This window comes from Thermococcus marinus, assembly GCF_055389025.1.
The window spans coordinates 1,035,493-1,054,258 of the sequence record NZ_AP042417.1; the positions used below are offsets into that span (position 1 = coordinate 1,035,493).

General features: G+C 55.7%; 19 protein-coding genes. 12 read left to right on the forward strand and 7 right to left on the reverse strand.

The window, feature by feature from the left end:
- Positions 1 to 2 precede the first annotated feature (2 nt).
- Complete coding sequence (locus ACZ5ER_RS05755; RefSeq protein WP_464935030.1) at positions 3 to 803, forward strand: hypothetical protein; 801 nt, start codon at positions 3 to 5, stop codon at positions 801 to 803.
- Here the strand turns inward: ACZ5ER_RS05755 and ACZ5ER_RS05760 are convergent.
- The 3 genes from ACZ5ER_RS05760 to surR are packed head-to-tail and all read right to left on the reverse strand — an operon-like array spanning position 787 to position 2,868.
- Positions 787 to 1,974, reverse strand: a complete 1,188-nt coding sequence (locus ACZ5ER_RS05760) for a geranylgeranyl reductase family protein (RefSeq protein ID WP_050002984.1) — start codon at positions 1,972 to 1,974, stop codon at positions 787 to 789. The two genes, ACZ5ER_RS05755 and ACZ5ER_RS05760, sit on opposite strands and share 17 nt — an antisense overlap.
- Positions 1,971 to 2,174: a DUF362 domain-containing protein gene (locus tag ACZ5ER_RS05765; RefSeq protein ID WP_050002985.1), complete on the reverse strand. Its 204-nt coding sequence runs from the start codon at positions 2,172 to 2,174 to the stop codon at positions 1,971 to 1,973. The genes ACZ5ER_RS05760 and ACZ5ER_RS05765 overlap by 4 nt, the downstream gene beginning before the upstream one ends.
- Positions 2,167 to 2,868, reverse strand: a complete 702-nt coding sequence (gene surR / locus ACZ5ER_RS05770; protein WP_050002986.1) for a sulfur metabolism transcriptional regulator SurR — start codon at positions 2,866 to 2,868, stop codon at positions 2,167 to 2,169. The genes ACZ5ER_RS05765 and surR overlap by 8 nt, the downstream gene beginning before the upstream one ends.
- A gap of 138 nt (positions 2,869 to 3,006) precedes the next feature.
- Here surR and pdo point away from each other — a divergent pair, with 138 nt between their 5' ends.
- The 9 genes from pdo (at position 3,007) to rpsG (ending at position 13,339) form a co-directional block, all read left to right on the forward strand.
- Positions 3,007 to 3,687 carry a protein disulfide oxidoreductase gene (gene pdo / locus ACZ5ER_RS05775; protein ID WP_050002987.1) on the forward strand — a complete coding sequence of 227 codons (681 nt, stop codon included), beginning with the start codon at positions 3,007 to 3,009 and terminating at the stop codon, positions 3,685 to 3,687.
- 242 nt (positions 3,688 to 3,929) lie between these two features.
- Positions 3,930 to 4,178: a DNA-directed RNA polymerase subunit H gene (locus ACZ5ER_RS05780; RefSeq protein WP_050002988.1), complete on the forward strand. Its 249-nt coding sequence runs from the start codon at positions 3,930 to 3,932 to the stop codon at positions 4,176 to 4,178.
- A gap of 19 nt (positions 4,179 to 4,197) precedes the next feature.
- The gene (locus tag ACZ5ER_RS05785; RefSeq protein WP_464935032.1) at positions 4,198 to 7,569 is read left to right on the forward strand and encodes a DNA-directed RNA polymerase subunit B; all 3,372 of its coding nucleotides are present in this window, start codon (positions 4,198 to 4,200) and stop codon (positions 7,567 to 7,569) included.
- A 5-nt stretch (positions 7,570 to 7,574) separates the two neighbouring features.
- Positions 7,575 to 10,292: a DNA-directed RNA polymerase subunit A' gene (locus ACZ5ER_RS05790; RefSeq protein ID WP_050002990.1), complete on the forward strand. Its 2,718-nt coding sequence runs from the start codon at positions 7,575 to 7,577 to the stop codon at positions 10,290 to 10,292.
- Between the two features lie 5 nt (positions 10,293 to 10,297).
- Entirely contained in the window at positions 10,298 to 11,473 is a 1,176-nt protein-coding gene (gene rpoA2, locus ACZ5ER_RS05795) for a DNA-directed RNA polymerase subunit A'' (protein WP_050002991.1), read from the forward strand.
- 13 nt (positions 11,474 to 11,486) lie between these two features.
- Positions 11,487 to 11,795, forward strand: a complete 309-nt coding sequence (locus ACZ5ER_RS05800; protein WP_050002992.1) for a 50S ribosomal protein L30e — start codon at positions 11,487 to 11,489, stop codon at positions 11,793 to 11,795.
- Positions 11,795 to 12,232, forward strand: coding sequence for a NusA-like transcription termination signal-binding factor (locus tag ACZ5ER_RS05805; protein ID WP_050002993.1), 438 nt, complete (start codon positions 11,795 to 11,797; stop codon positions 12,230 to 12,232). Before ACZ5ER_RS05800 ends, ACZ5ER_RS05805 begins: the two co-directional genes overlap by 1 nt.
- A gap of 10 nt (positions 12,233 to 12,242) precedes the next feature.
- Complete coding sequence (locus ACZ5ER_RS05810) at positions 12,243 to 12,686, forward strand: 30S ribosomal protein S12 (RefSeq protein ID WP_011250029.1); 444 nt, start codon at positions 12,243 to 12,245, stop codon at positions 12,684 to 12,686.
- Positions 12,687 to 12,691: 5 nt separating this feature from the next.
- Positions 12,692 to 13,339: a 30S ribosomal protein S7 gene (gene rpsG / locus ACZ5ER_RS05815; RefSeq protein WP_050002994.1), complete on the forward strand. Its 648-nt coding sequence runs from the start codon at positions 12,692 to 12,694 to the stop codon at positions 13,337 to 13,339.
- Between the two features lie 116 nt (positions 13,340 to 13,455).
- Here rpsG and ACZ5ER_RS05820 read toward each other — a convergent pair whose 3' ends face one another.
- The 4 genes from ACZ5ER_RS05820 to ACZ5ER_RS05835 all read right to left on the reverse strand — a co-directional run bounded on the left by ACZ5ER_RS05820 (position 13,456) and on the right by ACZ5ER_RS05835 (position 16,434).
- Complete coding sequence (locus ACZ5ER_RS05820) at positions 13,456 to 14,577, reverse strand: alkaline phosphatase family protein (RefSeq protein WP_464933998.1); 1,122 nt, start codon at positions 14,575 to 14,577, stop codon at positions 13,456 to 13,458.
- A complete protein-coding gene (locus ACZ5ER_RS05825; RefSeq protein WP_050002996.1) occupies positions 14,574 to 14,909 on the reverse strand; it encodes a type II toxin-antitoxin system PemK/MazF family toxin in 336 nt (111 codons plus the stop codon). Before ACZ5ER_RS05825 ends, ACZ5ER_RS05820 begins: the two co-directional genes overlap by 4 nt.
- Positions 14,906 to 15,103, reverse strand: coding sequence for a hypothetical protein (locus tag ACZ5ER_RS05830; protein WP_050002997.1), 198 nt, complete (start codon positions 15,101 to 15,103; stop codon positions 14,906 to 14,908). Before ACZ5ER_RS05830 ends, ACZ5ER_RS05825 begins: the two co-directional genes overlap by 4 nt.
- A gap of 65 nt (positions 15,104 to 15,168) precedes the next feature.
- Positions 15,169 to 16,434, reverse strand: a complete 1,266-nt coding sequence (locus ACZ5ER_RS05835; RefSeq protein WP_464933999.1) for an Nre family DNA repair protein — start codon at positions 16,432 to 16,434, stop codon at positions 15,169 to 15,171.
- A gap of 189 nt (positions 16,435 to 16,623) precedes the next feature.
- On the opposite strand from ACZ5ER_RS05835, the gene aor reads away from it, so the two are divergent.
- Positions 16,624 to 18,441, forward strand: a complete 1,818-nt coding sequence (gene aor, locus ACZ5ER_RS05840) for an aldehyde ferredoxin oxidoreductase (protein WP_050002999.1) — start codon at positions 16,624 to 16,626, stop codon at positions 18,439 to 18,441.
- A 72-nt stretch (positions 18,442 to 18,513) separates the two neighbouring features.
- Positions 18,514 to 18,765: a MoaD/ThiS family protein gene (locus tag ACZ5ER_RS05845; RefSeq protein ID WP_050003000.1), complete on the forward strand. Its 252-nt coding sequence runs from the start codon at positions 18,514 to 18,516 to the stop codon at positions 18,763 to 18,765.
- Position 18,766: the final 1 nt, after the last annotated feature.

An 18,766-nucleotide genomic window follows, 5' to 3' on the forward strand; every position in this document is an offset into this window, starting at 1 on the left:
CCATGGAAGACTGGGAGAGGACTGCCAAAGTCCTGCTGGCCAACGCCCGCGAGTTCCTTGAAATGCTCCGATACGAGGTTCGGCTGGACGAGGTGACGCTGGAGAGCCTGCTCGAAGTCCAGTCCACCTTCGTCCTCGGCCTGGCCGATGCAAGCCTCTACGCATTCTCCCTGGAACGCGACGAGCTGGTCGAGAGGGCGTACAGGCTTTTCTTGGAGGGGCTTGACGTCCTCAAGGTGGGGCACCTCTTCATAAACGAGCCGGAGCTCGACCTCTGGCTTTCCCCGCTGAGGGACATGGACCCCGAGAAGGGCTTTTCGCTCGACAGGCGCTTTTCCCTGCTCGGCGAGCCGAAGCCGACGATGGTCTGGGCAAACCGCGTGGTCAAACTCAGAAACGCCCTCCACGGAAGACCAGTCAAAGATCCGCTTAGGAACATCGGCTACGGGATAGACGAAAACGACAGGCGCTTTCCAGCCCTCCTAAGGGTAGTTAGGAGGCTTTACACGCTTTATCCTGCCCCAATTGATGAGACTGCCCGGTTTCTGGCCCTTGAGCTCGGCATTGGGCTCGATGAAAAGCCCCTTGAGTGCTCGGACGGGACGTGTGAGGAGATAAGGGAACTGCCGGACGTTTCGGACTTCAGAAAGACGGTCTCCGGGGACCTTGAGCTCTACTACCTCATCGAGAACCCCAAGGGAATAAACTCGCCGTGGGGGAGCGTGAGCGTCGGAAGGGCCAGGGAGATAGTTGTGTTCTCAAAGAAGAAGGGAAAAGGGTTCAGGCTCAGAGAAGGCTTTTGAGGAGCTTTATCCTCCTCGGGCTGAGGATGACCTTCGGGTGCCTGAGGAGAGCCTTTATGACCTCCCCGTAGTCACCGCCGGCTATCTTCTCGGTATCGGCACCGCTAAGCACCTGTATGAAGATGTCTAAGTCTTCGTCGGTGAGCTTTTCTGTAACGCGCCTGACCTTGAGGACTTTCTCAAGCCTCTTTCCGTCGGTCTCCCACCACTCCCTGGTGTAGTTCTGGAGGAGGGAGATGTTCTCCTCTTCAAGGGCCCTGACGATCCACTTGCTCGCTATCGTTGCGGCGTTCATCGCTTCACCCATTCCACCGCCGTGCATCGGATTGACCTGTCTTGCCGCGTCGCCAACAACGACCACGTTGTCCTTTGCGAGCTCCTTAACGAAACCGCCGACTGGGACGATGCCGACGTTTACCTCGAGGAGCTTCTTTGCCGGGATGTTGTTCTCCTTAAGCCATTTGTCGAGGTAGTACTTTGCAGTCTTCGGGTTGTCGGAGTTGATGCCTATGCCAACGTTTGCCCTGTCTTCGTCCTTCGGGAAGACCCAGACGTAGCCCCTCGGAGCGATTTCGTTGCCGAACCAGAGGTGTATCAGGTCTGGGTCAAACCCCTCGATGAGCATCTCGTACTCGTAGCTTGAGTCGAACTCGTGGGGCGGGGCGTAGGTGTTTATGCCCGCTTTCCTCGCTATCGTGCTCTCCACACCATCGGCCGCGACAATAACATCAGCGTAAATCTCAACGGGCTCGCCCTCGTGCTTGGCTTTGATTCCAGCTATTTTTCCGTCCTTCCTTATGACGTCCGTCGCCTCAGTTCTCGCGAGAACGTCGGCACCAGCCTTGGCGGCGTAGTAGGCGAGCATCTTGTCGAAGACCTTCCTCTCCAGAATGACGCCGCTAACTTCCTTGTACCTCATCTCGAGCTCGTATCCGCTCGGGGAGTAGAGCTTTGCACCGTAGATTTCACGGTTGATGAAGCGCTTATCGTAGGGGATGTCATACTTTTCAAAGACCTTGATGCTTATGCCCTCGGCGCACTGCTTGGGGGTGCCTATCGCAGGCTTCTTGTCGATAAGGAGGACAGAAAAACCGGCTCTGGCTACGTTCCTCGCCACTATCGGGCCGGCGATTCCGGCACCGACAACGACGACATCGTATTTCCAGCTCATTCGCTCACCTCCAAGGGTTCGGCACTGAGCGCCCCAACCGGACAGGCGTCTATGCATATCCTGCAGCTTATGCACTTGTCCGGGAGGAACTCCCAGCCGCTTGAGTGGACTTCAATCGCGAGGGCGGGGCACACACCGGCACAGCCCCCGCAGAGATAGCACTTGTCTTCGTTCACGATTATTTTAATTTTCTCAGCCATCGCTTTCACCGCCGAGCTTTTGTCTAAGTCTTTCTCTGTCGATTTTAATAGTGTTGTCTTTTATTATTAACGGCACGAACTTATCCAGCTCCTGGGCCTTGACCAGGACTTCCCTCTCCTTGAGGTTGAGCCTGTCGCTGAGCTCCTCAACGGTGGCCTCCCCGGAGAGGAGGATGTAGTGCAGTATTGCGAGCTGGGTCATGTCTCCTATTTCCCTGAGGTAGTGCTCCTTAAGCTCCTTCATGAGCCTGTCGCGCCTGCTTTCCACAGCCTGGAGAACCTGGAGTATCTTTTCAAGCTCTCCTGTCAGCTCAAGGAACGAGTCTATTATCTGCGGAATGTTCTCGTGCTCTGTTGGTATGTGTGTCAGGTCAATCTCCGCCTTTTCAAGGGACGGCTCCCCGAGGTCAAGCCCACGGTACCAGAAGATGTTTGGGGTTACGGTGGTAACGTAAGTCTTTGAGATTGCAATGTCGTAGTACTTTCTCGCTGGGCCTATGAATGGGCCCTCCTTCTCGTATGACTTCAATATGCCCTCGCGCTCCATGATTTTAAGGTGCTTGGCGACAGCCGTTGATGACACGCTAACTTTACTGCTGAGGAGGCTGAAGTAGCACTCGGTGCAGGTGAGGTGACTGAGCAAATCGCGCCTCACCTTATTTCCTAATATGTAAAATATGTCTGGTTCAGTCATGACCTACACCACCCAAATTTGTGACGTAAAGCTTATATAGTGAACATTTAACCTTAGGTTGCAAACCTGGAGGTTAAACCCTCTGGCGGGTATTGTGCTCGAAACGTTATAAACCTTTAGCTATGGAGGTGTTTGGAGATGGGACTGATTAGCGACGCTGACAAGAAGGTTATAAAGGAGGAGTTCTTCTCCAAGCTGACCAACCCTGTCAAGATTATCGGGTTCATAGGCAAGGACCACTGCCAGTACTGCGACCAGCTGAAGCAGGTCGTCCAGGAGCTCAGCGAGCTCACCGACAAGCTCACCTACGAGTTCCACGACTTCGACAGTGAGGAGGGCAGGAAGGTAGCCGAGCAGTACAGGATTGACCGCGCTCCAGCGATTACTATAACCCAGGACGGCAAGGACATGGGCGTCAGGTACTTCGGTCTCCCGGCCGGCCACGAGTTCGGTGCTCTGCTTGAGGACATCGTTGATGTCAGCAACGCCACCACAGACCTCATGCAGGAGACCAAAGAGGCCATCGCCAACGTTGAGAGGGACGTCAGGATACTCGTCTTCGTCACCCCTACCTGCCCGTACTGCCCGCTCGCCGTCAGGATGGCCCACAAGTTCGCCATCGAGAACACCAACGCCGGCAAGGGCAAGATACTCGGTGACATGGTCGAGGCCATCGAGTATCCGGAGTGGGCCGACCAGTACAGTGTCATGGCCGTCCCGAAGGTCGTCATTCAGGTGGACGGAGAGGACAAGGTCCAGTTCGAGGGTGCCTACCCCGAGAAGATGTTCCTTGAGAAGCTCCTCGCGGCTCTGGAGTGAGCCCTCTTTTTATCCTCTCCTCGAGAGTAAGCCCGAGGAAGGTGTCTTTTCGTACTCGCGATTCCGAATGAACAATCAAATACATCAAGGAACCGAAACGGGCCAAAAACCGGTTCTTAAACTTTACGCAACCAATATAAAGCCTCCTGACAGAGATAATTCTCGAAAAGCTTATATACCCGAACCTTCAGGTGGGGGTAGTGATATCGTTCTAATAAAAAACGTTAAGGGGGCAATTCTCGGTGGCGGCGAAAAAAGAATTTAACATATTTGATCACGTGCTGGTTCCCGAGCACAGAATACTGAGCGAGGAGGAGAAGGAGGAGCTCCTCAAGAAATACAGGATTAGGATTTCCCAGCTCCCGCAGATCAAGGCTTCTGATCCGGCAGTCGTGGCCCTGGGGGCCAAGCCGGGCGACGTCATTGAGATAAGGAGGAAGAGTCCCACGGCGGGTTACTACTACTATTACCGTCTTGTCGTGGAGGACTGAGTTTTAGGGGTGAGAGTTTATGGGTAGAGGAGTTACTGTTAACGAGTCCACTCTAACTCCGGACGAGCTCTGGCTCGTTATGGAGTCCTACTGGAAGGAAAAGGGTCTCGTGAGACAGCACCTCGATTCTTACAACGCGTTCATTGACCACGGCCTTCAGGAAGTCGTAAACGAGTTTGGCGGGGTCAAGCCAGACATCCCCGGCCTTGAGGTCAAGTTCGGAAAGATTAGGATCGGCAAGCCCGAGTTCCAGGAGGCCCAGGGCCAGAGAAGGCCGCTTTACCCCATGGACGCCCGTATCAGGAACCTCACCTATTCGGCACCGCTTTACCTTGAGCTTATCCCCGTCGTCAATGGCATCGAGCAGGAGCCAGTCGAAGTTCGCATTGGGGAATTGCCGATAATGCTCAAGTCCAAGGCCTGTAGGCTCTACGGCCTCAGTGACGAGGAGCTCATAAAGCTCGGCGAGGACCCGAAGGACCCCGGAGGATACTTCATTATCAACGGTTCTGAGAGGGTTATCGTCTCTATCGAGGATCTGGCCCCGAACAAGACCCTCGTTGAGCGCGACGAGAGACAGAACAAGGTCGTCGCCAAGGTGTTCTCCTACAGGCACGGTTACAGGGCCCTCATAACCGTTGAGAGAAAGAAAGATGGAATCCTTTACGTTTCTATCCCGAACGTCCCCAAGCCGGTCAAGTTCGTCTACGTGATGAGAGCCCTCGGTCTCCTCAGCGATAAGGAGATAGTCGAGGCAGTGAGCGACGACCCGAGGATCCAGCAGGTTCTCTTCGACAACCTTGAGGACGCCAGCGACATCAGGACTCAGGAGGAAGCTTTGGATCTCATAGGAAGGCTCTCCCTTCCGGGCCAGCCGAAGGAGTACAGGCTCAAGAGGGCCGAGCACATTATAGACAACAACCTTCTGCCCCACATGGGCGTCGAGCCCGAAAACAGAAGGGCCAAGGCCTACTACCTCGGTATGATGGCCCTCAAGGTTCTGGAGCTTTCCCTCGGCCTCCGTGACGAGGACGATAAGGACCACTACGCCAACAAGAGGCTCAAGCTCGCTGGAGACCTCCTCAAGGACCTCTTCCGCGTCGCCTTCGGCCAGCTCGTCAAGGACATGCAGTACCAGATGACCAAGACATACCAGAGGAAGGGCGAGCGCTACACCTTTGAGAACGTTCAGCGCTTTGTGAGGAACTCGATAAGGCCGGACGTCCTCAGCGAGAGGATTGAGCACGCGCTTGCGACCGGTGCCTGGCCCGGCGGAAGGACCGGTGTGAGCCAGCTCCTTGACAGAACCAACTACATCTCAACGCTCTCCCACCTGAGGCGTGTGACCTCACCGCTCAGCAGGGACCAGCCGCACTTCGAGGCCCGTGACCTGCACGGAACCCACTGGGGAAGAATCTGTCCGACCGAGACTCCTGAAGGTCCGAACTGTGGTCTCGTCAAGAACCTCGCCCTCATGTCCCAGATTACCACCGGAATCCCCGAGAAAGACGTCCGCGAGTACCTCATGAAGCTCGGTGTTGTTTCAATCGAGGAGAAGAGGCCGGCTCCAGGTCTCTACCGTGTGTACCTTAACGGTGTCCTCATCGGAACGATTGAGGACGGTAAGTCCCTCGTTGAGAGGATTAGGGACGACAGGAGAAGCGGTAAGATAAGCGACGTCATCAACGTTGCCCTCTACGAGGACGAAGAGGTTAAGGAAATTTACGTCAACAGCGACGACGGTAGGGTTAGGAGGCCCCTCATCATAGTCGAGAACGGCAAGCCCAGGCTCACCCGCGAGCACATCGAGGGCATAAAGAACGGCCAGCTTACCTGGAGCGACCTCGTAAAGATGGGAGTCATTGAGTACCTTGACGCTGAGGAAGAGGAGAACGCCTACGTTGCCACCTGGCCGTGGGAGGTCACCGAAGAGCACACACACCTCGAGCTGATGCCGGCCGCGATACTCGGTATACCTGCTTCGATCGTCCCGTATCCGGAGCACAACGCCGCTCCGCGTAACACCTACGGTGCCGGTATGGCCAAGCAGAGCCTCGGTCTCGGATGGGCCAACTTTAGGATTAGAGTTGACACTCGCGGTCACCTCATGCACTACCCGCAGGTTCCGCTCGTCAACTCAAGGATAATGAAGGCCGTTGGTTTCGAGGAGAGGCCAGCCGGTCAGAACTTCGTCGTTGCCGTCCTCAGCTACGGCGGTTACAACATGGAAGATGCAGTCATCATGAACAAGGCCTCCATCGAGCGCGGTCTCGCTCGTTCGACTTTCTTCAGAACCTACGAGGCCGAGGAGAAGAGATATCTGGGTGGTCAGAAGGACACCTTCGAGGTTCCAGACCCGACCATCCAGGGCTACCTCGGTGAGAAATACTACCGCCACCTTGACGAGGACGGTCTCATCTTCCCTGAGTCCAAGGTTGAGGGCAAGGACGTCCTTGTCGGAAGGACTTCACCGCCGAGGTTCCTTGAGGAGCAGAGCGGTCTCGGCGGAATGGCCCTCCAGGGGAGAAGAGAGACCAGCGTCACCGTCAGGCCGAGCGAGAGCGGTATAGTTGATAAGGTCATCGTGACTGAGACCGGAGACGGAACCAAGCTCGTCAAGGTTACCGTCAGGGACCTCCGTATCCCAGAGCTCGGTGACAAGTTCGCTTCAAGGCACGGTCAGAAGGGTGTCATCGGTCTCATCGTCCCGCAGGAGGACATGCCCTGGACCGAGAGCGGTATCGTTCCAGATTTGATAGTCAACCCGCACGGTATCCCGAGCCGTATGACCGTCGGGCAGCTCATCGAGGCAATAGGCGGAAAGGTCGCGTCCCTCACAGGAAGGAGAGTTGACGGTACCGCGTTCATCGGTGAGCCGGAGGAGAGGCTCAGGAAGGAGCTTGAGGAGCTCGGCTTCAAGCACAGCGGCAGGGAGGTCATGTACGACGGCATAACCGGAAGGCGCCTTGAGGCTGATATATTCGTCGGCGTCATCTACTACCAGAGGCTCCACCACATGGTCGCCGACAAGATGCACGCGCGCTCAAGAGGTCCGGTTCAGGTTCTCACCAAGCAGCCGACCGAGGGTAGAGCGAGGGAAGGTGGTCTCAGGTTCGGTGAGATGGAGCGTGACGTCCTCATCGGACACGGAGCGGCAATGCTCCTAATCGAGCGTCTCCTCGAGGAGAGCGACAAGACAGAGGTGCTGGTCTGTGAGAACTGCGGACACCTTGCACTTGAGGACAAGCGCAGAGGAAGGGTCTACTGCCCGGTCTGTGGCGAAGAGGAGAGAATAAGCAAGGTCGAGATGAGCTACGCGTTTAAGTTGCTCCTCGACGAGTTGAAGGCTATGGTGATTAGGCCGTCCCTCAGGTTGAAGGATAGGGTGTGAGAGCCATGCAGTCGATGAAAAAGGTCATCGGGAGTATCGAGTTTGGAATACTCTCACCCCAGGAAATCAGAAAGATGAGCGCCGCCGAGATCACAGTTCCAGATACCTACGACGATGACGGTTACCCAATAGAAGGCGGCCTTATGGACAAGAGGCTCGGTGTCATTGACCCCGGTCTCAGGTGTGAGACCTGTGGAGCAAGGGCCGGCGAGTGTCCGGGCCACTTTGGCCACGTCGAGCTCGCGAGACCGGTCATTCACGTCGGCTTCGCCAAGACCATTCACCGCGTCCTTGAGAGCACCTGTAGGGAGTGCGGCAGGATAAAGCTCACCGACGAGGAAATAGAGGAGTACATGAAGAAGTTTGAGGTAATGGGCGACCGCAAGAAGGCCAAGGACAAGCTGATCAAGGAAATCCACAAGAAGGCCAAGGAGAGAATGGTCTGCCCGCACTGTGGAGCGCCGCAGTTCCCGATTAAGTTCGAGAGGCCGACCATCTACTGGGAGCTCAGGAAGGACGAGGAGGGCAACGAGTACAAGCACAGAATGATGCCGAGCGAGGTGCGCGACAGGCTTGAGAAGATACCCGACAAGGACCTGCCGCTCCTCGGCCTCCACCCGGAGAAGTCCAGGCCGGAATGGATGGTTCTCACAGTCCTCCCGGTTCCGCCGGTCACAATGAGGCCGTCCATCACGCTTGAGAGCGGTATCAGAGCCGAGGACGACCTCACCCACAAGCTCGTTGACATCATCCGTATCAACAACAGGCTCAAGAGCAACATCGAGGCCGGTGCGCCGCAGCTCATCATCGAGGATCTTTGGGACCTCCTCCAGTACCACGTCACCACCTATATCAACAACGAGACCTCCGGAATTCCGCCGGCAAAGCACAAGAGCGGAAGGCCCCTCAAGACCCTTGCCCAGAGGCTTAAGGGTAAGGAGGGCCGCTTCCGTGGAAACCTCAGCGGTAAGCGTGTTAACTTCTCGGCCCGTACTGTCATCAGCCCCGACCCGATGATAAGCATAAACGAGGTCGGTGTCCCGCTCGCCGTAGCTATGGAGCTCACCGTTCCGGAGAAGGTCACCGAGTTCAACTACGAGAAGCTCAAGAAAATGGTGCTCAACGGTCCCGAGAAGTATCCTGGAGCCAACTACGTCATCGACCCAGAGGGGAGGAGAATCCGCCTCATGGAGAACAACCTTGAGTTAATAGCCGAGAAGCTCGACATCGGCTGGACTGTCGAGAGGCACCTCCTCGACGGAGACATAGTCCTATTCAACAGACAGCCGTCCCTCCACAGGATGTCCATCATGGCCCACCGCGTTAGAGTAATGCCGTACAGAACCTTCCGCCTCAACCTCGCCGTCTGTCCGCCCTACAACGCCGATTTCGACGGTGACGAAATGAACCTCCACGTGCCCCAGACCGAGGAGGCCCAGGCTGAGGCCAAGATACTCATGGAGGTTCAGAACCACATCATCTCTCCGAGGTACGGTGGCCCGCTCATCGCTGGAATCCAGGATCACATCTCCGGTGGCTACCTGCTCACCCGTGAGGGCGCCTACTTTACCCGCCTAGAGGTCGAGCAGATGCTCATGTTCGCCGGCATTGATGTCAAGGAGCTCCCCAAGCCGGACAAGGTTGAAAACGGCGTTGAGCTCTGGAGCGGGAAGACGATATTCTCACTTCTGCTTCCTGAAGACCTGACTATCTGGTTCCGCAACAAGCTCTGCGACGAGCCGGAGCGCTGTGAGGCCCTCGAGAAGCTCATCGAGGAGAAACTCATTCCAAGCGAGGAGGAGGTTAGGGCTTTAGCGTACGACGGCTTTGTTTATATACAGAACGGAAAGCTCCTCAGCGGTGCCATAGACAAGAAGGCCTACGGTAGAGAAGACGGAAAGCTCCTCGACATCATCGTCAGGGAGTACGGCGTCGAGAGGGGCAGGCAGTTCCTTGACCAGGTCACCAAGCTGGCTATCTGGGTCATCACCCATAAGGGCTTCACTACTGCCATAGACGACGAAGACCTCCCACAGGAGGCCCTCGACAGGATTAGGGAAATCATTCGCGAGGCTGAGGAGAGGGTTAACAGGCTCATTGAGGCATACAAGCGCGGCGAGCTTGAACCGCTCCCGGGTAAGACCCTTGAGGAGACCCTTGAGAGCAAGATTATGGCAGTCCTGGCCGAGGCGCGTGACAGTGCCGGTAAGGTCGCCGAGAGGTACCTCGGTATGAGCAACCACGCGGTCATCATGGCCAAGACCGGAGCGAGGGGTAAGATACTCAACATCACCCAGATGGCGGCGATGCTCGGTCAGCAGTCCATCCGTGGTAAGCGTCTCTACCGTGGCTACCGCGGAAGGGTTCTCACGCACTTCAGACCGGGTGATTTGGGAGCGAGGGCGAAGGGATTCGTCATCAACTCCTACAAGAGCGGTCTTACGCCACAGGAGTACTTCTTCCACGCAATGGGTGGACGTGAGGGTCTCGTTGACACCGCAGTTAGAACTGCCCAGAGCGGTTACATGCAGAGGAGGCTCATCAACGCACTCCAGGACCTCAAGGTGGACTACGACGGAACGGTCAGAGACCCGACCGGAATCATCGTCCAGTTCCGTTATGGTGAGGACGGAGTTGACCCGATGAGGAGCTGGGGAGGCAAGACGGTTGACCTCGACAGGGTTATAATAAGAACCCTGTTGAAGACCCGCGCCAAGGGGTGATGCTCATGGTATCCGACAAGACCATAAGGAGCCTTGTTGAGCGTGCTGACCTTCCAGCGAGCGTTAAGGAAGAGCTCTACCAGAAGCTCGTGAAATACAACGAGAAATACAAGCTCAAGAAGTCAGAGGTTGAAGCGATAATCGAGGAGACCGTGAAGGAGTACCAGAGGGCCCTCGTTGAGCCCGGAGAGGCGGTGGGTACCGTTGCGGCGCAGTCCATCGGTGAGCCTTCAACGCAGATGACCCTCAACACCTTCCACTACGCGGGTGTCGCAGAGATTAACGTCACCCTCGGTCTGCCAAGAATCATCGAGATCGTTGATGCCAGAAAGAACCCGTCAACCCCAATCATGACCGTCTACCTCGACGAGAATCACCGCTACGACAGGGAGAAGGCCCTCGAGGTTGCGAGGCGCATTGAGGGTACCACCCTTGAGAACCTCGCGAGGGAGGAGACGATAGATATACTTAACTTCGAGTACGTCGTCGAAATTGACCCCGAGAGGCTTGAGAAGGCTGGACTTGACATGGAGAAAGTTAAGAGGAAGCTTGAGAGCTCGTTCAAGAGCGCCGAGTTTGAGGCTGAAGGATACACGCTCATAGTAAGGCCGAAGAAGGTAACGAAGCTCTCAGACCTCAGAAAGCTTGCCGAAAAGGTTAAAAAGCACCGCCTTAAGGGTCTCTCGGGCGTCGGGAAGACCATCATAAGGAAGGAAGGCGACGAGTACGTGATATACACCGAGGGCTCAAACTTCAAGCAGGTGCTCAAGGTTCCTGGCGTTGACCCGACCAGGACGAGGACGAACAACATCCACGAAATCGCCGCAGTGCTCGGAATCGAGGCCGCGAGGAACGCCATCATCGAGGAAATCGTCAGCACCATGCAGGAGCAAGGTCTTGAAGTTGATGTCAGACACATCATGCTCGTCGCTGATATGATGACCCTCGACGGTGTCATCCTGCCGATAGGCAGGCATGGTATCGTCGGGGAAAAGGCTAGTGTACTCGCCAGGGCGGCCTTCGAGATTACAACGCAGCACCTGTTCGAGGCCGCCGAGAGGGGAGAAGAAGACCCGCTCAACGGTGTCGTTGAGAACGTCCTCATAGGCCAGCCCGTCCCTGTCGGTACGGGAATCGTCAAGCTGGCAATGAATCTCCCCCTGAGACCGAAAAGGGAGTAGGGAGGTGTAGTTAATGGTTGACTTCGCCTTTGAGCTTAGGAAGGCCCAAGACACTGGTAAGATAGTTATGGGAGCCAAGAAGAGCATCCAGTACGCCAAGGTCGGCGGTGCCAAGATGATTATCGTGGCAAGGAACGCCAGGCCCGACATCAAGGAGGACATCTACTACTACGCTAAGCTTAGCGGGATACCGGTTTATGAGTTCGAGGGGACGAGCGTTGAGCTCGGAACCCTCCTCGGAAGGCCCCACACCGTCTCAGCCCTCGCGATAATCGATCCGGGCGAGAGCAAGATACTCGCCCTTGCCGGGGGTAAGGAGTAATGCCGCTCAAGCTCAACACTGACCAGATCAAGTTCATAGCGCTCTTCGAGAGCATGACCGGAGCGACAGTGATGGATTGCCTCATAGACACCAACAGGAACAGGCTCATCTATGTCATCAAGAAGGGTGAAATGGGACTCGCCCTTGGAAAGAAGGGCGCGAACGTCAAGCGCGTCCAGAACATGGTCGGAAAAGACATTGAGCTCATCGAGCACTCAGAGAACCCAGAGGAGTTCCTGAGGAATATTTATAAGAGCCTTGGAGTTAAGGTTAAAAAGGTTCACATCACGGAGAAAAAGGACGGTAAGAAGGTCGCCCTCCTCGATATTGGCCCGCGCGATAAGCCTCGCGCCATCGGAAGGGGCGGCCAGAACATAAACCTCGTGAAAGAGTTGATGGAGAGACACCACGGCATCCATGATGTGATTATAATTTGAGGTGATGTTCATGGCTGGAAAGAAGGCCCCGTATGGAGAGTTTGCCGGAAGGAAGCTCAAGCTCAAGAGAAAGAAGTTCCGCTGGAGTGACATCAGGTACAAGAGGAGAGTCCTCCGCCTCAAGGAGAAGAGCGACCCGCTTGAGGGCGCTCCGCAGGCAAGGGGAATCGTCCTTGAGAAGATTGCTGTCGAGGCTAAGCAGCCGAACTCGGCTATGCGTAAGGCAGTTAGAGTTCAGCTCATCAAGAACGGTAAGGTCGTTACCGCCTTCACCCCTGGTGACGGTGCTATCAACCACATCGACGAGCACGACGAGGTCATCATCGAGGGAATCGGTGGTCCAAAGGGCGGTTCGATGGGTGATATCCCAGGAATCAGGTACAAGGTCGTCAAGGTGAACCGCGTTAGCCTCAAGGAGCTCGTCAAGGGAAGGAAGGAGAAGCCGAGGAGGTGAAGTGAATGGCCAAGCCGCTTACAGAGCGCTTTTTCATCCCGAAGGAGCTTAAGGTCATGGGCAGGTGGAGCGTTGAGGACGTTACCATCAACGACCCGTCCCTCAGACCCTACATAAACCTCGACGCGAGAATCCTCCCGCACAGCCACGGAAGGCACGCCAAGAAGCCCTTCGGCAAGGCCCAGGTTCATATCGTTGAGAGGCTCATCAACAAGGTCATGAGGAGCGGTGCCAGTCACTACAAGGCCGGCGGCCACTTCATGAGGAGGGAGCACCGCTCGATAATGAGCAAGAAGATGAAGGCCTACGAGGTCGTCAAGGAGGCCTTCATGATAATCGAGAAGAGGACGAAGGAGAACCCGATCCAGGTTCTCGTCAGGGCCATCGAGAACTCCGCCCCGAGGGAGGACACCACCACCATCGCCTTCGGTGGAATCCGCTACCACATGGCCGTTGACGTCTCCCCGCTCAGGAGGCTCGACATCGCTTTGAAGAACATCGCCCTCGGTGCTAGCATAAAGTGCTACCGCAACAAGACCACCTTTGCCCAGGCCCTCGCCGAGGAAATCATCGCTGCCGCCAACAGGGACCCGAAGAGCTTCGCCTACAGCAAGAAGGAAGAGATTGAGAGGATTGCCCAGTCCTCCCGCTGAGGGCTGGTTTCTTCTACCCTCTTCTCAATTTCCTCTCTGCATCTGCGTTCTGGAGAATAAAAAGAAGTGTCCGGCAGTATTGTGTTCTCTTACAGAACAGAGGCCGATTCAAGTTTTCAACTTATCAGGCTTTTCCCCACCATGTTGGCCGGCTTCTCCACGCCAAAGAACATCAGCACTGTCGGGGCTATGTCCATCAGGCTCGGTTCTTCGAGTTCCACGTTCTCAAAGCCCCAGAGGATTAGCGGAACCTTCACTACGGGCTCGTTCATCGAGCCGTGCATCCCCTTGACCCAGTGGCTCACGCCCTTTACACCCCTGCACATCCTGTGGGAGCAGAACCAGTAGCCCGGCCTGGCAGAGACTATCAGCTCGCCGCTGTTCGGGCTGTTTAGGTGCTCTAAATCCTCGCGGAAGAAGACCGCCCCAACGCCTGGTGCCTTTCTGAGGACTTCAAAGGCTTCCTCTGCCTCGTTCGGGTTTCTCAGATAGACGTGAACCCCACCCCCCGAGGAAACGCGGAGCGTCTCTATGCCGTGTTTTCTTAGGTAGGCCTTCAGGTTCACCCACGTGTGGACTTCTTCCTGCCCATGGTCGGCGAAGATAATGAAGGCGTACTCGTCTTTAAGGCGCTCCCAGAGGGTTCTAACAGCGGTATCAACTGTCTCAACGGCCTTGAGCGCGCCCTCGCTCAGGGGCCCGTGGTCATGGCTCATTCCGTCAATCGAGGCGAAGTGGACGAGTAGCAAGTCGGGTCTGCACTCCTCGTAGAGGTAGATTGCCGAGTTGAGAACCCACAGGTCTTTTCTCCAGTCACGGCCGTGCTGTCGGTACATCTCGTCGCTCGCGAAGAAGGGCGGGAATATCCTGACGTCCGTCCCGCTGAAGGGGGGCATGGTGTAACCTGAAACACTCGCCGTCCTGACGCCTCGCCCCCGGAGTATGTCAACTATGGTAGGGGCCTTAATGACCCTGTGGGGGTTGAAGGCGACCTCATAGTCGTAGAAGTTCACCTTCCTGTCGGTTAGCCTGTCGTAGTAGCCGTTCTCGACGACGCCGTGGTCTTTTGGCCAGACCCCCGTCATAACGCTCGTGTGGACTAAGTCAGTCAGCGTCGGGAAGATTGAATCCACTACCGCGAAGCTTCCAGTCTCAGCTAACTCGCTGAGAAACGGCATATGCTCCAGGTTGTAAACACCGTTGCCGTCGAGGCTTATGAGGGCGAGCTTTTTTCTCATGGTTCAAACCCCAAAAGTGAACATATCTTTTGATTTATCTCCCTCTTGAGAAGCGGCCCAATTTCTCCAAGCTCACCGATAAGGATATCCTTCTGAACTGTCGCTATCTTTGTGAGCCGAACAAAAGATGAAACTTTAAGGCCAGTTAAGTGAAACTCGGGATGGGACTGCTCAATTAGAACGTCCGTTTTGGGATTATAATGCTCAACTCTTGAGGAGATAAAGGCTAATGTAACGTCGTTTCTGTCCTCAAACAGCACAAGGGCGGGACGAAGTTTAGTGCCCTTTAGGCTTGTAAACGGAAACGGCACGAGGACTACCTTTCCCTTCATCTGTATCTCACCTTAAGGTCTTCTTCAGAATAAATGTCCGGTTCGTCTTCAAGGAAGTCCCTTAGGGATTCCTCAGAGAGCTTCATTATGGCATAGCCCTCCTCCACCTCAAGCAACTCGTTCAGGAGCCGCTCTATATGCTCAAGCTTCTTCTCAATCCGCATGAGTTCCCTAACGACATCAACCCCCTCCACACAATCACCCCCAGGTGGTGTCAGCCTGACGTGCACTCATCATCTTCAGTGGGATGGAGTGGTCATCATCCACCTGCTTTCTCTCTGTTGAGGCGGTATAAATTCTTTCCGAGCCACTCGTCTAAGGTTTTCTGCCTCGCGAGACTTCCTAAGATGTAGCTCCTCTTGAGGTACTCCTCGAACGGGTGCTCAAGGCGTCTTTTTATGGCATCGAGGGCCTCGTTGAGCGTCTCGAAGTGTCCGATTGGATTGTTCAACGCTTTCTTTATGCCTAGGCGAATCTGCCAGACGCCGACGGGGGCGTAGTACTCGGGCGTGACTTCCCTAAAGACGACAGCCCGTGCCTGCCTCCTTCTCGCTCTGAGAGCTTCGAGGACGCTTAAGCGGGCGGCGTGGTATGCGCCGGCCGTTTCCTTGACGTACTCTTTTCTCCCCCTGAAGTCCTCGTAGTCGTGTATGACGCTCGGCCTCTCACTGCCGAAGAGAGAGCCCTTGAGCCAGACCTCAAGGAGCTCAAAGGAGTAGCTCTCAGGCATCAGCAGGACGGCGTAGCGGTTTCCAAGGAAGCGGTAGAAGTAGACCTCGTAGTCATTTATCTTCGGATAGTGCAGAATCTCGCGCCGCAGGTTCTTCCCAATCGTGTCCTGGACGGCCGTTATACTCCACCTCGTCGGGACGAGCTTTCTCTCAATTCCAAGGAGACCTGCCGAGAGGAGCCTTATGATGTAGTACTCGTCAAAGCCCCAGTTATAGAGGCGCATTATGGCCTGCTCCGCCTTCAGTTCATCGCTCACAACGTAGTCGGTTCTCTTCGGTATCCTTGGGTTCTCTGTCAGCTCGAAGTCGAGGAGCTCCGCTTTAGGCCCGATGGGCGGGGCGAACTCGCTCGGCAGAACCTTGAGGACGGGTTTTCTCTTTAGTATTATCTCGCTGTCCACGGGTTTTATTGACATCGCCAGCTCCTGAACCTCGCCCAGAATCCTACCGCTTTTCCTCACGCTGACGTCTGCCTTTGTCTCGCCCATAACGAGAAGGGAGCGGTAGTAGAGGATGTCCTTTATCGTCTTGTTCTCCCACTTAAGAGGATTGTCGAGGTGGCTGGTGTTACCTTCAATCGGAGGCACAAGGGGGCCTACCCTGACCTTTGGGTAGCCGTACTCGCCGACGAAGATGCTCGGTGGGGAGGAGCCGAAGAGGTGGCGCTTGTTGAGCTTCTGCTCCACACTTCTGACTACCCTAAACCGCTCAAGAATCGGGCAGGTCGGCCTTCCGCAGAGGAGCTTCCTGCCCTTGCAGACCGCACAGAGTTTTGAGTTGAAGAGTTCGACCATCGCTGGTAGCTCAGCTTGCTCTGTTTTATTCTTTTCTGTCCCATTTTCTTCCGGAGCAGTCCTTGAGAGGCCCCAATTGGTTGTTGTTTTAGTTAAGTTATTCTGTTTAACTTCTACTCCGGTGAACATAATGGTGTTTTCCCCAACTCTTATATACGACAATGTACTTATTTGTCGTGAGGTGGTTTTATGTACGGAAACTGGGGCAGGTTTCTGCGAGTGAACCTCTCCACGGGAGAGGTCAAGGTTGAGGAGTACAACGAAGAGCTCGCCAAGAAGTGGCTCGGGAGCAGGGGTCTGGCGATATACTTCCTTCTGCGTGACATGGACCCGAAAGTTGACCCGCTCAGCCCTGACAACAAGCTCATAATAACCCCCGGCCCGCTCAGCGGAACCAGCGCGCCCACCGGTGGCAGGTACAACGTCGTCACCAAGAGCCCCCAGACCGGCTTCATAACCATGGCCAACTCCGGCGGTTACTTTGGAGCGGAGCTCAAGTTCGCCGGATGGGACGGCATAATAGTCGAAGGAAAGGCCGACAACCCGGTTTACATCTACATCAAGGACGACAACGTTGAGATTAGGGACGCCTCCCACCTATGGGGCAAAGTAGTGAGCGAGACCGAGAAGACCCTCAGAGAGGAGGTAGGCAGTAAGAAGGTCAGAATTCTGAGCATAGGCCCGGCCGGTGAGAACCTCGTCAAGTTCGCGGCTATAATGAACGACGGCCACAGGGCGGCCGGTAGAGGTGGCGTCGGTGCAGTCATGGGAAGCAAGAACCTCAAGGCTATAGTCGTCGAGGGAAGCAAGAGCGTCCCGATAGCCGACAGGCAGAAGTTCATGCTCACCATCAGGGAGAAGATAAACAAGCTCAAGAACGACCCCACCGCCGGAGGAGGCCTTCCGAAGTACGGAACAGCTGTCCTCGTCAATATCATCAATGAAAACGGCCTCTACCCGACCAGGAACTTCCAGACCGGCGTCTTTGAGCACGCCTACGAGCAGAGCGGTGAGGCGATGGCTAAGAAGTACCTCATAAGGAACCAGCCGTGCTACGCCTGTCCGATAGGCTGTGGGAGGGTCAACAGGCTCCCGACCGTTGGCGTCACTGAGGGGCCTGAGTACGAGAGCATCTGGGCGCTTGGTGCCAACCTCGGCATAAACGACCTTGCGAGTATCATCGAGGCCAACCACCAGTGTGACGAGTTCGGTCTCGACACAATCTCGACCGGTGGAACCCTGGCCGCTGCAATGGAGCTCTACGAGAAGGGCTACCTCACTGATGACGAGCTCGGCGACGCTCCGCCCTTCAGGTGGGGCAACACAGAGGTTCTCCACTACTACATCGAGAAGATAGCCAAGAGGGAAGGCCTTGGAGACAAGCTCGCTGAAGGAAGCTACCGCTTCGCCGAGATGTACGGCCACCCAGAATTCTCAATGAGCGTCAAGAAGCTTGAACTTCCGGCCTACGACCCGAGGGGTGCCGAGGGGCACGGCCTCGGTTACGCCACCAACAACCGCGGTGGATGCCACATTAAGAACTACATGATAAGCCCCGAAATCCTCGGCTACCCGTACAAGATGGACCCGCACGACATCGGCGACGACAAGATCAAGATGCTCATAGTCTTCCAGGACCTCACTGCCATCATTGACGCCGCGGGACTCTGTGTCTTCACGACCTTCGGCCTCGGTGCGGACGACTACCGCGACCTCCTCAACGCGGCCCTTGGCTGGGACTTCACCACCGAGGACTACCTGAAGATAGGCGAGCGCATCTGGAACGCCGAGAGGATATTCAACCTCAAGGCCGGCCTCGACCCGGCGAGGGACGACAGCCTGCCCAAGCGCTTCCTCGAAGAGCCGATGCCAGAGGGCCCGAACAAGGGCCACGTCGTCAGGCTCAAGGAGATGCTCCCGCGCTACTACAAGCTCCGCGGCTGGACCGAGGACGGGAGGGTTCCAAAGGAGAAGGCGGAAGAGCTCGGAATTGCCGAGTTCCTTTGACACTTTTCTACCCATTTTTGCCCAGCAACTTTTTAATAGCATCTCGCCCATGAGCCTGTTTAAGGTGATCATATGGTAAAGGTCAAGGTGTTTGCGACGCTCATCGACATCGTTGGAAAACGCATGCTTGAAGTCACCGGTGTTAGAACCGTGCGAGAACTTCTGGACGAGCTCGATAAGCGCTTCCCCGGCTTCAAGAAGGAGCTTGAGCGAGGCTTCATTATCCTCGTGAACGGGAAAAATATAGAGCACCTCCAGGGTCTTGAGACCCCAATAAGCGATGACGACACGGTCAGCATTTTCCCGCCGGCAGGTGGTGGTTAAA